This is a genomic window from Ruoffia halotolerans (genome assembly GCF_014049385.1).
Taxonomy (GTDB): Bacteria; Bacillota; Bacilli; order Lactobacillales; family Aerococcaceae; genus Ruoffia; species Ruoffia halotolerans.
Map to the genome: position 1 here is coordinate 1 of NZ_JACAOA010000009.1, position 13,728 is coordinate 13,728.

Genomic DNA, 13,728 nt, shown 5'->3' on the forward strand with positions numbered 1-13,728 from the left:
TATACTTTTTAGTAAACGAAGGAGGGTATTTATAGTTATTATTCGGAACCTTCAGTCATACAACGATTTAAGATTTCAACAACATCTTCTGGATTTAAAGGAACGTAAGCCCGTGACAAGCGTTCGGCCGGTCCTTTGGCCATTTCTTCGAAATGTTCATCCGTTTCAATACCTACTTCTGGAAGAGTCATAGGTAAACCATTATCGACGAAGAATTGATAAGTCTTTTCAATCGCTTCTTCAGCCATTGCGAACTTATCATCGGTTTCTTCAATATCCCATACTTTGTTTGCATATCTCGCAAAACGATCCACGGTTTTGTTACTTAAGATATATCGCATCCAGCGCGGTGTTAGAATGGCTAATCCGACTGCATGTGTAATATCGTAGTAAGCAGATAAGTAATGTTCAATCGGGTGAGTTGTCCAACCGCCACCTTTACCCATCGATGTTAAGCCGTTTAATGCTACGGTTGACGCCCACATTAAATTCGAACGAGCTTCATAGTTCTCAGGATCTTCTAACGCTATTGGTAAGTATTTAATAGTTGCTCGTAATATGGACTCACTTAAGCCATCTGTAATAAAGGCATTGTCTTCTGCTTGAAAGTAGTTCTCAATTGTATGAGACATAATGTCTGCCGTACCAGCAGCTGTTTGATTCGCAGGCACAGTATAAGTATAAGTTGGATCCAGGATAGAAGCATAGGGATATAGATGTTTGCTGGCTGTTCCTTGCTTCATCTTTACATCGAAGTTTGTAATAACAGCGTTAAAATTCATCTCAGTCCCTGTTGCTGAAAGTGTCAAAATATCTACTAAAGGGAGCGCATCTGTAATTAAACTGCCATCCATAACTAAGTCCCAGGCATCGCCATCGTATTTTGCAGCTGCGGCAATAACTTTAGAACAATCGATGGTTGAACCACCACCTACGGCTAAGATGACATCGATATCATTCTCTTTACAGATTTTTGCACCTTCACGAACCGTTTCAATCCGAGGATTAGGATCAATGCCACTGAGTTCAAAAATCTTACAACCTTTAAGTAAATCTTGTACCTCGTCATAGATACCATTTCGCTTAATACTCCCGCCACCATAAGTGAGTAAAACTTTGTTTCCGAATTGTTTTATTAAATCAGGTAAGTGTTTAATTTTACCTTCACCAAAGTAAACTTTAGTTGGAATATCGTAATTAAATGCTCGCATATAATAAACCTCCATTTGTATGTTGTGTTATTTTTATTGTACAAGACATCGCTTTCAATTAGCAATTAAAAAACTTACCAAGTAACTGCTCGGTATGTTAAATCATCATTAATCGATATCTTCTAAATCGGACTTTGTAGGTGTGTTGAATGGTTCCATATCGAAGTTATCTTCCCATCAATCGACACCCACCGATGTTTTCATCTAAATATGTAATTGTATATGTAATGTAGCAACACTTGAACGATTCGAGAAACCTAGGACCATTGTAGGAAATGCTTTTCGATAGAATTTAATTGGATTCACTCCAACTAATAAGAGAATAACAACGTAGACGAGTAACATAATTACGACAGCAGAGTAGAGTGCTGAGATAAAGTTAATCATATACTAATAATCTCCATCCCGTGAGATAAAATCGTATTTGCTACAAGCGCTGAAACCCGTAAGGCATTAATTTATTCACGTTCGTTAACACACTTTTCACGACAACTTGCGCAGTTTGCCGAAATTCTTTGAAGGCTTTAATCGCATCAGGTTTTTTATTTCTCATGAAGCGAATAGAAGTCGCAAAGAATGCTCCTATAATTACTACAGATACGATACTACTATTTATTGTCATCACTAAGAACAGATTATTAGGAAATAACTCTAAGAAGAATAGTGGAAAACTCTCAGCAGCAATACCTTCCATACTTTCAATCTTAGCTGGGTCAAGAGTCCCTGCGAACGAATTTGTATCCAAATTAAATACTTGAACCATTAATACTCCAACATTCGAAGAAAACATAAAAAACCGGTCTCGAGTAAGCCAAACCAAGCGATAATTTCACTTTGGACAAAGTCAGTATAGATAGTCCCTAAGTTTGTTCCGACCAGGTCAACAGCCACTACTAAGGCTAGTCCTAAAACTAAAGCAACCAACATCCGCATTGAAAAGGAAGTTTTTCGTTTTGACAAATTGCGTATAATACCAATAATGACTAGTAGTAAAATGATCACGCCGATCGTGAACCGATGACTTACTTTTTAAAAAATTGTAAAAAATGTTGGTTTATCATATTATTCCTCCTTAAATAATTTTAAAATGAAAGAAGCAAGCGATGCTCATGACTCTATAAGTATATTTTATGAAATAAAATTCAGGTATCAAAGTAATTGATTCTAATTCTTAATCTTTGAATATTAATTTGACAAAGGCAGAGATTTGCGTTACTCTATCTCAAGTAAATTAAATAAGAGAACAATACAGTATTGAGGCCGCTTGTAATATCAGTAATCAGAAATGATGAAAGGATTGCTAGCCGAAATGTCAAATTGATGTTGGGGATAGATTGAATAAGTCTATCACTGTCTTGTAGGGTTGCCCAAACTCTACGTAGGTGAGCGTGCTGTGTTGTGGGCAAAAGAACCTGTCAAATTGTGGCTGTGAGCTTTTGCTCGCAGCCTTTTTATATACATTTTTATAAGTGTGATGTAGAAATCCGCTCATCCGGCTGTAAGGTGTTCAAAATAAACGGAGGAACAAAGTGAAAAATATATTCAAGGCATTAGGAAGAATCCGGATGCCACATACCTATGTATTATTGTTTAGTTTTATTATTATTGCTGCCATCCTTTCTTGGATTGTCCCAGCAGGGGAATTTGAGCGAGTAATGGTTGGAGAACGTGAAATTATTAATCCAGATTCATTTGCATATGTTACAAGTAATCCTCAAGGCATCTTTGAAGTATTGAAGAGTATTCCAAGAGGTTTCGCTCGAACACAAGATATCTCTTACTTCTTATTTGTCACAGGTGGGTCATTTTTAATTATTAATAAGACCGGAATGATTGAATCGGCTTTAAGTCGAATTGTTAGTTCATTAAAAGGGAAAGAAGCTTTAGTCATTCCAGTTGTGGTTCTAATTATGGGATTAGCGGGTTCAACGATTGGTTTAAGTGAAGAGACAATTGTCTTTATTGCTTTAGGTGTGTCATTAGCGAGAGCCATTGGTTATGACTCATTAATCGGGGTAGGAATGATTGGACTTGGAGCGGGGGTTGGATTCACCTCTGGTTTTATGAATCCATTCTCTGTTGGGGTTGCACAATCTATTGCTGAATTACCCCTATTTTCAGGGATTGAATTAAGATTAGTACTGTTTGTAGTCTTATGGATTGTAACGTCATTATACTTAATTCTATATGGTAAACGAGTGAAAGCAGACTTATCGAATAGTATCGTCTATGATGAAGAAATGGCAGCTAGAAGTCATTCAGATTATCAAGACTTAAACTCAGCAGATAATATTGAGTTTACAACTAAACAAAAAATAATCGCAGCTGTTTTCGTCGGAGGCTTTGTGATTATTGCTTACGGTGTGATGAGTTTAGGCTGGTTTATTACAGAAATTGGAGCAGTATTCTTAGGAATGGGCTTAATTAGTGGTTTAATCTATGGAATGAGGCCGGGAGATTTAGCAGATAACTTCATTGAAGGTGCTAAAGATATGATGTATGCAGCATTGATTGTTGGATTGGCACAAAGTTTAGTGATTATTATGGAAGACGCGATGATCTTAGATACATTGATTAATGGTTTAACGGGTGCAATTTCAAACTTACCATCAGTTTTATCAGCGGCTGGTATGTACGTTGTTCAAATTATTATTAACTTCTTTATCAGTTCAGGTAGTGGACAAGCGGCCGTTACAATGCCAATCATGATACCATTAGCAGACGCTTTAGATGTCACGCGCCAAACGGCTGTATTAAGTTACCAATTAGGGAACGGCTTCCTAGATTCAATTATGCCGATGTCAGGAATCTTAATGGCTCAATTAGCGATTGCAGATATTCCTTACAAAAAATGGGTTAAATTCGCCATGCCATTAATGGGTATTTGGTTAGCGATTGGTCTTGTCTTTATAATCTTTGCACAATTAGTCGGCTACGGACCATTTTAGAAATTTTGAAAGGGGAAATATTATATGTCAAAAGAACAATTACACGAAATCGTTTCAGAAATGCGTGAGGAATTACAAGGTTTAAGTGATTATATTTATGAAAATCCTGAACTAGGATTGAACGAATATAAATCATCACAAGCCCACGTTGATTTATTAAGAAAACATGGCTTTGACGTTGAGTATCCTTACTTAGGTTTTGATACTGCGTTTAAAGCAACCTTTGATTCAGGAAAAGAAGGGCCGACCGTTGCCTACTTATCAGAATATGATGCACTTCCAGGGATTGGTCACGGTTGTGGTCACAATATGCTTGGGACAGTAGATACAGGGGCAGGGATTGCCTTATCTAAAGTGGTTGGCGAAGTAGGTGGTCGTGTCGTGGTTCTAGGAACGCCGGCTGAAGAAACCGATGGTGTTAAAGTTGATATGGCTAATGTCGATACATTTGACGATGTGGATGTCGCTTTATGTACCCACCCCTCTGATCAAAACTTAATGAGTAATGTATCGCTTGCGATGGAAGCTTTAGAATTTGAATTCTTTGGAAAAACAGCTCACGCGGCTGGTGCTCCTTGGGAAGGAATTAACGCTTTAGATGCGGCTATTAATATGTTCAACATGGTGAATGCAGGTCGTCAACAATTACGTCCAGATGCACGTGTTCACGGAATTATCGTTGAGGGTGGTGTCGCAGCCAATATTATTCCTGAATACACTCGTGTTCAATTCTATGTTCGTTCTCTAGATATTAATTACTTACAAAAAGTTAAAGATATGGTTATCCGAAGCGCTGAAGCAGCATCAAGTGCAGCAGGTACGACAATGAAATTTAGAAATTTCGAAAAAACATACTACAACATGATCACGAACCAAAAATTAAGTGACACATATAATGCTAACGCTGCAGATTTAGGAATTGAAATGATCGATGCGGGTGAAGACTTATCAGGTTCGATCGATATGGGGAATGTCAGCCAAGTTGTCCCATCTATTCATTCATACTACGAAATTACAGATGGTGTACCAACTGCGGGTCATACCGTTGAATTCCGTGAAGCAACTCGTACTGAATTTGGTTACAAAGCGATGATGCGTACGGTTGAGATTCTAGCTAGAACAGGTTTTGATGTGATTACAAAACCAGAACTACTGGCAGAGATTAACGAAGAGTTTAATAAGATTGAAAAAGTAAACTAATTTAATGGTATTTACTTTTGGTATCAGCGAGATCATTCTTGCTGATACTTTTTTTGGATAAATATTCATAAAGTCTATAAAAATTATATAGTGTATAATTAACATAACAATATTAACCTTATTCTTTGGTTGCGATAGGCATCTGTTAAGATACTTGATACGAAGGTTTAGTTTTTTATACTAATTATAGAGGAGTTGGATATCCTAATGAAAAAAATAGTTAAGTACGTGATGCTAGTTGTGTCACTATTATTTATCACTCAAACACCCGTCTCTGCCAACGATAATCAAAGTTATGTCAGTGATAATGAAGAAAGTCCGATCAGTCACATTGTCTTTACACCCAATAGTGTTCAATTAACAATAAATAATGAAGCAGCTGAGGCAAGGGAAATTATACTATTATTATCTAAGCATACAGATGAGGCCTTGCATGCTCAAGTGGATCCAAATTCCGAGTCTGATGATTTACAAGCCTTACAAGCTGAGTTAGGAATTAGCTTTAACGCGATTGAAGATCAACTTGAATTAGAAAATAATCCGACAGTTTTTAATGTGATTCAACAAATGCAAGACGCGTCATCCGGAATATATTCATCGATTGACCCCATGGGGAATATTCTTTTCACCATTTCTAATCCAGAAATTGATGAGTCTGTTGAGACGATTCGTGTAAAACTGTTTAATGAAGACCTCATTGAGTTCACTCGTGGTGAAGATAGTACACTTGAATATAATTCCTATAACTTTGTGTTAGAGGAGTAGTTATATGAAAGCTAATAAAAAATCTGATAGATTCCTATTATGGAATTTATCAGATTTTTTATTTGGGCAAGTTCATTTGAACGATATACCCATTTTGATAGTAGAAGAGGATGGGAGCATTATATTTATTAGCAATCTGACGAATGATTGTCTTGCCCATGCCCTCAGCATGAACTTGATTCTTATCGTAATCCGTACCATTATCTTTAATCAGTAATTTATTATGCTCTGGAAATTCTTGGAGGATGATATTTATTTGCGTGCTATTGGAATGCTTAATACTATTAATGATCGTTTCACGAATAATCGACAAGATATCTTTCTTCTGATTATATTTAAATTCAGTTACAGTATACAGATCAAAATTAATCATTAGTGGCGCGAATTCCTCACGCATATTGTCGATACTGACTTCAAAGTCTAGACTTTCATGGTGGATATGATGAATGGTTTGGCGAATGTCATCCATTCCGTGTCGTAAATTAATTTGCAATTGATTGAGTTGCTTTTCAATTTTGACATTATCATTCGCAATGATGATCGCTTCAATTTGAATAATACTTCGGGCGAGTGAGTGACCAATCGCATCATGTAGCTCATTCGAAATCCGATTACGCTCTGACAAGATGCTAATATCGACGTCTTTTTGGATAGATTGAATCAAATCCTTCATTTGATTTTTCATCCGTAATTGTTCTTCTGTTAACGTATCTCTCACTTCATTTAATGTGGCTTGTTGTTGAATGATTTGTTGACTTTGATCAGCGATATATACCCCTAAAACCCCGATCAATAACATATAATAACTTCCCGGATTAATAACAAAAGCCACTAAAAGTACCAATAAGCTGTAAAAACCAATATCAAAAGTCAGTAAGTAGACAAGCGGTAATAACACAATATATGATGGAGCAACGAGTAGACTTAAGAGACTAATGACTATATCAAACATCATCCGAAATCGTTTATTAACAATGATTCCATTTAATGCGATGAAGCAAATGGATACTAGCGATTCTAAAACAATCGCTATGATATTATCGTGCGTCGTCATTAATCGTAAAATGAGTGTGATTAAGAGCATCCACAAAGCTTCTATAATAAATGTTTTGCTTCTCATCGCAGCCTCCTTTGTTGGTTACTTCTTTTATTTTACCAAACTTATGACAAATGTCATATCAAAATTAGCACAATGACACTACTGCATGAAAGCTTTTACCTTTATACTTAAATTAACAAATCAAGTAAGGAGTGAAAAAAATGACAGGTAATATTGCAGTAGAAGTAAAACAACTCGTAAAACGCTATGGCAAACTGGTAGCCTTAGATCATTTTAATTTATCGGTGTATAAAGGAGAAATCCTTGGCTTACTTGGTCCAAATGGGTGTGGTAAGACAACTTTAATTAATTCAATCCTCGGCTTACTCACTTATGATAAAGGTGAGATTGATGTATTTGGAGAAGAATTAAAACCTGACACCTATAAAATTAAGCAAAGAATCGGTGTAGTGCCTCAGGACGTTGCTTTGTTCGAAGAATTAACTGTATTTGAGAATATTGATTTCTTCTGTGGTTTATATATTGAAGATAAAGCTGAACGACGACGTTTAGTTAATGAAGCAATTAAGTTTGTTGAATTAGATAAATACAGCAAATTTATTCCTAAGAAATTAAGTGGAGGATTGAAACGTCGCTTAAATATCGCCTGTGGGATCGCTCACCAACCCGATTTGATTTTTATGGACGAGCCAACCGTTGCGGTTGATGCTCAAAGTCGGAATTTTATCTTAGAAGGAATTAAACGTTTGAACGAAAACGGTTCAACAATCGTGTACACGACGCATTATTTGGACGAAGCAGAGCAAATTAGTGATCGCGTTGTAATCATGGACTCAGGGCAAAACATTGCTGATGGAACTTTAGAACAATTACAACAAAAAGTGAATCAAGGTGAGATAATTAATATCGAATTGTTTGATATCAGTCCAGAACTGATCGAAGAAATGAGAGAATTACCGAATCTCAATACGATTGAGAAGACAGGTAAGAACAAATGGCGTCTCGTCTTTGACGAAGGGAATAATCATGTCGTTCAATTAGTAAAATTCATTGAAGAACATGAATTGTCTTATACTCAATTATATAGTCAAATGCCAGATTTAAATTCTATCTTCTTAGAACTGACTGGTAAGGAGCTGCGTGACCAATGAGAGCAGCACTAACGCAACTGAAATATTATTTTCTGAGATTTATTCGAACACCAGATACTTTATTTTATACTTTTGGATTGCCGCTGATTCTTGCTTCTCTTTATTTCTTCGCATCATCAGGCTTAATTGAAGGTGACATTGAAGCTGTTCCGATAGGAGTGACAACCGAATCCACTCCCTTTTATAGTTACGGTGAAATATTATCTAACATAGACGTTCTCGATGTAACGATGATGAGTGAAGAAGAGGGAAGAGAACGGTTGGAAGCTGAAGAGATAGAAGCCTATGTAAAGCAAGATGGAAACTTATTAATGAATGAAAGCAATGTAAATACTTCCATCGTCAAAAGTATCATGGATCAAGTGAAACAAACCACAGCGATGGGATTAGATGCATTGAATATGGATTACACAACGGAGTTTGTCAAAATGGAATCGACACCCAGTTCCTATATCGTGATTATGTTCTTCGGTTTAATCGCCATGGTAAGTTTATACGGGGGATTTTATGGGGTGCAAATTTCGACTGAAATTCTAGCCCCCTTAAGTTCACTCGCTTCTCGGTTGAGTAGCACACCGTTAAAACGCTATCGCTATATTGGGTTAAATGCTTTAAATGCGGTTCTTGTAAACTTTGCTGCGAACATCATCTTAATTATTTATATTCAATATGTGCTCGGAATTCAAGTCGTGAATCATTTCGGTTATAGTTTGCTACTTATATTCCTTGGAAATATCTTCGGGATTATGTTGGGAATTGTTGTCGGACTCATTCCAAAGTTAAAGATCGATGGGAAAACTCAAATTGTTGTCGCATCAACGCTAATTTTAACCTTTATTGCAGGGGGAATGGTACCGGGTGTGAAGCAATTTGTAAACAACACGATTCCATGGTTTAACACAGTCAATCCTGTAAACATTATTACTGAGAATTTCTATCGTATTAATTTACTGAAGGATACGACGATTCTTTCACAAGGTATCTTGATCATGGCCGTGTATATCATACTAATGTTTGCATTTTCAGTCTATTACTTAAGGGGGAAACGTTATGATCATCTATAAAATGATTATCCGCATCTTCTCAAAGTATTGGAAAGAACTGCTAATTTACTTTCTAATTTTCCTTGGTTTTGTATTTGTAGCCATAGGGCAACCAGAAGTCGATGAAAATCAAGCATTCTCAAGTGTGAACTTAGATATTGCAGTAGTGAATCAAAGTGACGATCCATTGGGTGAACATTTAGTGGATTACTTGAATGAATCGCATGACGTGGAAACGCTATCCAATGTCACTATAGAAGATGTTGAAAATGAAGTTTTCTCTGGAACTTATCAGGGGATGCTATATATTCCTGAGAATTTTGAAGAATTGGTTTTAAATGGGCAAGCAGACCAGGTTGAATTACTACTGAATGAACGTGATATGAGTAGTGCACAGCTGAATACGGAGGTCGACAAATACTTACGATTGGCCAATGCTTGGGTCGCATCTGGAGTCAGCGTTGTTTCAGAGTTAACAGATCAACTCGATTTTACGCTGAATGAAACAGCCGAAGTAGAATTGATTGGTGGCTTAGATCATCAAAACGTTCTCTTGGCTTATACAACCGGAATTGCATTAGTGGGTTACTTTGTCCTTCAAATTATTCTTGGAACTGTTGGTATGGCTATGTCAGAAATTAAATCTAAAAAAATTCAAGACCGCATTAATTTGAGTGGAATTTCAAATCTAAGATATAATACCCAAGTTGTTTTAGGACAAGTAACCTATGGTGGGGTAATTCTACTCATTACACTCTTAGTACTGTGGGTCTATATCCCGATTTCTATTCAGATTGATTACGTTCGAATCATTATTTCACTTGCCTTGTTCGTCTTAACCGCCTTATCGATGGCATTTTTAATGACAGCAATTACGAACAATCGCAATATCATTAGTGCACTCACCACCATCGTGAGTTTGAGTCTCGCGTTCTTGTCAGGATTATTCATCCCGTATGAGATTATGGGTTCAACCATTCAACGTATTGCACATTTCTCACCTTTGTTCTACTTTAGACAAAGTGTGATGAAAGACATCAATTCGTACTCAGATTTATTAACCGAGTGGGGCTTACTTTTAGCCTTCGCCGTCGTCTTTACCTTATTAGGTGTCGCAATTTCACAACAAAAGCGTACAGGTAAGTGATAAATTTTAAGTCCTTGAGGAAACTCTTGGACTTTTTTTCATTTTATAAAATTGAATTCACCATTTTTCTTGTATATTTAGGGATGAATTTTATGAAGAAAAACAAAGAATTAGTGTATCTAGAAATTGAATGTAGAAAATGTGGTGTGAGAGAAACGAAGACAAAAGTAATTCTAAGAGCTGCCTATCACATAAGAATCCTATACTTTGACTATCCACAAATGCTGACACCAAGAAATATTTATGATTTTATGGTTGGAATGATGGGCATTACCTCAATCAAGAAAATCATGAATAAGCATTATGATAAAGTAGGAGGGATTAATAAGTATTACTATAAAAGGTATTTGTAAATTGTAATGTAAAAATATGAAACGAGACCTTTATTCGAAAAGCGACACTATGAAAGTTCAAAGTGATGCTATGATAATCCAAAGTGGCGCTTTCATCCCAATTTCCAATCAAAACAAAAAAGCCCACCCCAAAATCGTTAAGATTCGGAGCGGGTTTTTATTTAATTATACTTTTATATTTTAAATAAATCATTTAAGGCTTCAGCCATCGTTGGGTGAGTGAAAATTTGGTCTCTAAGTTGAGTGTAATCCATATCTACAATCATTGGTGTTGAAATAATATTAATAACTTCATGTGATTCTTCACCGAATAGGGTAGCACCCAAAATCTTATTCGTTTTGCTATCAATCATTGCTTTATATAAACCAGTTTGGTTATCTAATATTTTTGCTTTAGGGATAGCACTCACATCTAGACTGGCAACTTAAATATCAAGACCTTGCTCACGCGCAGTATTTTCTGATATGCCGGCTTGTGATAAAGGAGGCTCGATAAATGTCATTGCAGTTACATTTTCGCGACGATCTGTACTATACGTCTTGTCCCCATAAATAAAGTCACGAATGATGCGATAGTTATCAAGTGAAATATAAGTCTGTTGAGGACCCCCATTAATATCGCCAAGTGCAAAGAAATTTGGAAGATTAGTTTGTAAATACTCATTCACTTCTACTGCACCTTTATCTGAAACTTTAATACCAACCTTATCTAAATTCAAGTCTTCAATGTTCGGTTTACGACCGGTAGCAACCAATAGGTGAGTGGCTTGAATTTCTCGTTGCTCACCATTTATATTTTTAAAAATATAAACCGAAGCAGCATTCTCTTTCACAGATTGCGTATTCGCATTTGTTACAATATTAATACCTTGAGCTTCAATTGCACCAATAATAGCTAAATCTTTTGGCAAATCAGTTAGCTTAATTAAAGATTCAGAAGTTAAAATACGGTCGCTTATTTCTAAACCATCGATATTAGTAATAAATGGACGCGCACTCGTATTATTAAAGATACGCTCAGCTTGAATTTCTTCAACGCCGTCTTCAGTTTAAACTTCAACGGTATTTTCCTTAATAAATGAAGTCGTTCCATCCAGAACTTCAGCGTTTTCTAAATCAGCAACTTTATGGTAATTCCCATTATTTAGTTTGCTGATTAAATCATTCTTAGCGTTCACACCCATTGAATAGCCCAATTCTTCACGTTAGAAAGCTAAGGATTTTAATTTCTTCGTTGGAATACAAGCTACTTTTATACAAGTCCCGCCGTACATTTTCTTAGATTTCTCAACCTGAATAACATCCTCACCACGACTTGCGAATTCACCCGCGAGCGTTTTACCTACTTTACCAAAGCCTATAATTAAATTTTTAACTTGTTTCATTAAACCAATCCTAACTCATATTGTATTACCATTAGCAAAACTCACTATACAAAGTGCTTACAGATAAAGTAAAAACTCCTATAAAATAGGGGCTAGAGAAAGACATTAATTTTTTAAACTTTGAATTGGTGCTGGAATACGCCCACCACGATCAACGAATACTTTTGGAGAAGTTTGGTTTAATGGCATGACTGTACCAGAACCGAAGAGTCCACCGAAATCAAGTGACTCGTCATCTGAGCGACCAATCGCAGGGATTACACGAACTGCGGTAGTTTTAGAGTTAATCATTCCAATAGCAGCTTCATCAGCAATCAAGGCAGATATAACTTCTGGCGGTGTTGTACCTGGAATAACAATCATATCTAATCCAACAGAACAAACAGCTGTCATCGACATTAAAGTCTCAATGTTTAAAGTGCCATTGGCAGCCGCGGCAATCATCCCCGCATCTTCAGTCACAGGAATGAAAGCACCAGATAGCCCACCTACGTGAGATGAAGCCATCACGCCACCTTTTTTAACCGCATCATTTAACATGGCAAGAGTCGCAATTGATCCATGCGCACCTACTTGGTCTAAACCGATTTCTTCTAAGATATGCGCCACAGAATCACCTACTGCTGGTGTTGGAGCTAATGATAAATCAACAATTCCAAATGGAACTCCTAACATTTCAGAGGCTTGCGTCCCAACTAATTGGCCCATACGAGTGATTTTGAATGCTGTTTGTTTAATGGTATCAGCGACAACTTCTAATGAAGTCGATTTATCTAATTTTGCTAAAGCAGTACGCACCACACCAGGACCAGAAACGCCGACATTAATAACAACATCTGGCTCTCCAGATCCATGAAAAGCGCCTGCCATAAAAGGGTTATCCTCAACAGCATTACAGAAAACGACAATCTTAGAAGCACCCATACACTCATTATCTTGAGTCAATTCAGCAGCTTCACGAACGATATTACCCATCATCGCCACAGCATCCATATTAATACCGGCTCGGGTTGATCCGATATTCACTGAAGAACACACATGATTTGTCTCAGCCATGGCTTGTGGTATGGATTGAATTAATTCCAAATCACCTTTACTAAAGCCTTTGTGGACTAAAGCAGAGTAACCACCGATATAGTTTACACCAATATCTTGAGCGACTTTATCTAAAACTCGCGCGTATTTTAAAGGATCGCCACCTGAGGCAGCAAGCAGTTGAGAGATAGGAGTGACAGCAATCCGTTTGTTTACAATCGGAATACCAAATTTACCTTCAATCAGTTCACCAGTTTTAACTAAGTCTTTGGCAGAAGTATAAATTTTGTTATAAATCTTCTCACACGAACGATCAATATCCCCATCCGCACAATCAACTAAGGATATACCCATCGTAATAGTACGAATATCTAAGTTATCTTCTTTAATCATAGAAACAGTTTCAATAACATTTTGCATTTCTAACATG

General features: G+C 36.7%; 17 protein-coding genes and 1 riboswitch. Of the genes, 7 read left to right on the top strand and 10 right to left on the bottom strand.

Annotated elements, in window-relative coordinates; translation table 11 throughout:
* Positions 1-38: 38 nt before the first annotated feature.
* The 4 genes from HW423_RS04575 to HW423_RS04590 form a co-directional block, all read right to left on the bottom strand.
* Positions 39-1,211 (bottom strand): iron-containing alcohol dehydrogenase, encoded by a 1,173-nt coding sequence (locus HW423_RS04575; RefSeq protein WP_218930765.1) that lies wholly within the window; start codon positions 1,209-1,211, stop codon positions 39-41.
* Positions 1,212-1,415: 204 nt separating this feature from the next.
* Entirely contained in the window at positions 1,416-1,598 is a 183-nt protein-coding gene (locus tag HW423_RS11300) for a cation:dicarboxylate symporter family transporter (RefSeq protein WP_218930766.1), read from the bottom strand.
* A gap of 40 nt (positions 1,599-1,638) precedes the next feature.
* Entirely contained in the window at positions 1,639-1,974 is a 336-nt protein-coding gene (locus HW423_RS11305) for a cation:dicarboxylate symporter family transporter (protein WP_218930767.1), read from the bottom strand.
* On the bottom strand, positions 1,974-2,171 hold the full coding sequence (locus tag HW423_RS04590; protein ID WP_218930768.1) for a hypothetical protein: 198 nt from the start codon (positions 2,169-2,171) through the stop codon (positions 1,974-1,976). The genes HW423_RS11305 and HW423_RS04590 overlap by 1 nt, the downstream gene beginning before the upstream one ends.
* A 284-nt stretch (positions 2,172-2,455) precedes the next feature.
* Positions 2,456-2,610, top strand: a riboswitch (Lysine riboswitch).
* 166 nt (positions 2,611-2,776) lie between these two features.
* Between HW423_RS04590 and HW423_RS04595 the strand changes: the two genes are divergently transcribed.
* The 3 genes from HW423_RS04595 (at position 2,777) to HW423_RS04605 (ending at position 6,124) form a co-directional block, all read left to right on the top strand.
* Positions 2,777-4,159, top strand: coding sequence for a YfcC family protein (locus tag HW423_RS04595; RefSeq protein ID WP_218930769.1), 1,383 nt, complete (start codon positions 2,777-2,779; stop codon positions 4,157-4,159).
* A gap of 24 nt (positions 4,160-4,183) precedes the next feature.
* Positions 4,184-5,359 (top strand): M20 family metallopeptidase, encoded by a 1,176-nt coding sequence (locus HW423_RS04600; protein WP_218930770.1) that lies wholly within the window; start codon positions 4,184-4,186, stop codon positions 5,357-5,359.
* Between the two features lie 207 nt (positions 5,360-5,566).
* On the top strand, positions 5,567-6,124 hold the full coding sequence (locus HW423_RS04605; RefSeq protein WP_218930771.1) for a hypothetical protein: 558 nt from the start codon (positions 5,567-5,569) through the stop codon (positions 6,122-6,124).
* 58 nt (positions 6,125-6,182) lie between these two features.
* Here HW423_RS04605 and HW423_RS04610 read toward each other — a convergent pair whose 3' ends face one another.
* Positions 6,183-7,244, bottom strand: coding sequence for a sensor histidine kinase (locus HW423_RS04610; protein ID WP_218930772.1), 1,062 nt, complete (start codon positions 7,242-7,244; stop codon positions 6,183-6,185).
* Positions 7,245-7,384: 140 nt separating this feature from the next.
* On the opposite strand from HW423_RS04610, the gene HW423_RS04615 reads away from it, so the two are divergent.
* From HW423_RS04615 to HW423_RS04630, 4 genes are all read left to right on the top strand, one after another.
* The gene (locus tag HW423_RS04615; RefSeq protein WP_235956297.1) at positions 7,385-8,335 is read left to right on the top strand and encodes an ABC transporter ATP-binding protein; all 951 of its coding nucleotides are present in this window, start codon (positions 7,385-7,387) and stop codon (positions 8,333-8,335) included.
* Positions 8,332-9,399, top strand: coding sequence for an ABC transporter permease (locus tag HW423_RS04620; protein WP_218930773.1), 1,068 nt, complete (start codon positions 8,332-8,334; stop codon positions 9,397-9,399). The genes HW423_RS04615 and HW423_RS04620 overlap by 4 nt, the downstream gene beginning before the upstream one ends.
* Complete coding sequence (locus tag HW423_RS04625) at positions 9,386-10,525, top strand: ABC transporter permease (protein ID WP_218930774.1); 1,140 nt, start codon at positions 9,386-9,388, stop codon at positions 10,523-10,525. The genes HW423_RS04620 and HW423_RS04625 overlap by 14 nt, the downstream gene beginning before the upstream one ends.
* A gap of 92 nt (positions 10,526-10,617) precedes the next feature.
* Entirely contained in the window at positions 10,618-10,878 is a 261-nt protein-coding gene (locus HW423_RS04630) for a hypothetical protein (protein ID WP_218930775.1), read from the top strand.
* Positions 10,879-11,051: 173 nt separating this feature from the next.
* Here HW423_RS04630 and HW423_RS11105 read toward each other — a convergent pair whose 3' ends face one another.
* From HW423_RS11105 to HW423_RS04640, 5 genes are all read right to left on the bottom strand, one after another.
* Positions 11,052-11,288, bottom strand: coding sequence for a hypothetical protein (locus HW423_RS11105; RefSeq protein WP_328803119.1), 237 nt, complete (start codon positions 11,286-11,288; stop codon positions 11,052-11,054).
* 15 nt (positions 11,289-11,303) lie between these two features.
* The gene (locus HW423_RS11110) at positions 11,304-11,789 is read right to left on the bottom strand and encodes an FAD-dependent oxidoreductase (protein WP_235956299.1); all 486 of its coding nucleotides are present in this window, start codon (positions 11,787-11,789) and stop codon (positions 11,304-11,306) included.
* Positions 11,790-11,927: 138 nt separating this feature from the next.
* A complete protein-coding gene (locus tag HW423_RS11115; protein WP_235956301.1) occupies positions 11,928-12,074 on the bottom strand; it encodes a hypothetical protein in 147 nt (48 codons plus the stop codon).
* 9 nt (positions 12,075-12,083) lie between these two features.
* Positions 12,084-12,263 (bottom strand): hypothetical protein, encoded by a 180-nt coding sequence (locus HW423_RS11120; RefSeq protein ID WP_235956302.1) that lies wholly within the window; start codon positions 12,261-12,263, stop codon positions 12,084-12,086.
* A gap of 105 nt (positions 12,264-12,368) precedes the next feature.
* Positions 12,369-13,727 (bottom strand): PFL family protein, encoded by a 1,359-nt coding sequence (locus tag HW423_RS04640; protein WP_218930776.1) that lies wholly within the window; start codon positions 13,725-13,727, stop codon positions 12,369-12,371.
* Position 13,728 lies beyond the last annotated feature (1 nt).

Excerpts from the sequence above, each read along its gene's own strand:
- HW423_RS04575 (WP_218930765.1), bottom strand. The coding sequence starts at position 1,211 with ATGCGAGCATTTAATTACGATATTCCAACTAAAGTTTACTTTGGTGAA.
- HW423_RS11300 (WP_218930766.1), bottom strand. The coding sequence starts at position 1,598 with ATGATTAACTTTATCTCAGCACTCTACTCTGCTGTCGTAATTATGTTA.
- HW423_RS11305 (WP_218930767.1), bottom strand. The coding sequence starts at position 1,974 with ATGGTTCAAGTATTTAATTTGGATACAAATTCGTTCGCAGGGACTCTT.
- HW423_RS04595 (WP_218930769.1), top strand. The coding sequence starts at position 2,777 with ATGCCACATACCTATGTATTATTGTTTAGTTTTATTATTATTGCTGCC.
- HW423_RS04600 (WP_218930770.1), top strand. The coding sequence starts at position 4,184 with ATGTCAAAAGAACAATTACACGAAATCGTTTCAGAAATGCGTGAGGAA.
- HW423_RS04605 (WP_218930771.1), top strand. The coding sequence starts at position 5,567 with ATGAAAAAAATAGTTAAGTACGTGATGCTAGTTGTGTCACTATTATTT.
- HW423_RS04610 (WP_218930772.1), bottom strand. The coding sequence starts at position 7,244 with ATGAGAAGCAAAACATTTATTATAGAAGCTTTGTGGATGCTCTTAATC.
- HW423_RS04615 (WP_235956297.1), top strand. The coding sequence starts at position 7,385 with ATGACAGGTAATATTGCAGTAGAAGTAAAACAACTCGTAAAACGCTAT.
- HW423_RS04620 (WP_218930773.1), top strand. The coding sequence starts at position 8,332 with ATGAGAGCAGCACTAACGCAACTGAAATATTATTTTCTGAGATTTATT.
- HW423_RS04625 (WP_218930774.1), top strand. The coding sequence starts at position 9,386 with ATGATCATCTATAAAATGATTATCCGCATCTTCTCAAAGTATTGGAAA.
- HW423_RS04630 (WP_218930775.1), top strand. The coding sequence starts at position 10,618 with ATGAAGAAAAACAAAGAATTAGTGTATCTAGAAATTGAATGTAGAAAA.
- HW423_RS11120 (WP_235956302.1), bottom strand. The coding sequence starts at position 12,263 with ATGAAACAAGTTAAAAATTTAATTATAGGCTTTGGTAAAGTAGGTAAA.
- HW423_RS04640 (WP_218930776.1), bottom strand. The coding sequence starts at position 13,727 with ATGTTAGAAATGCAAAATGTTATTGAAACTGTTTCTATGATTAAAGAA.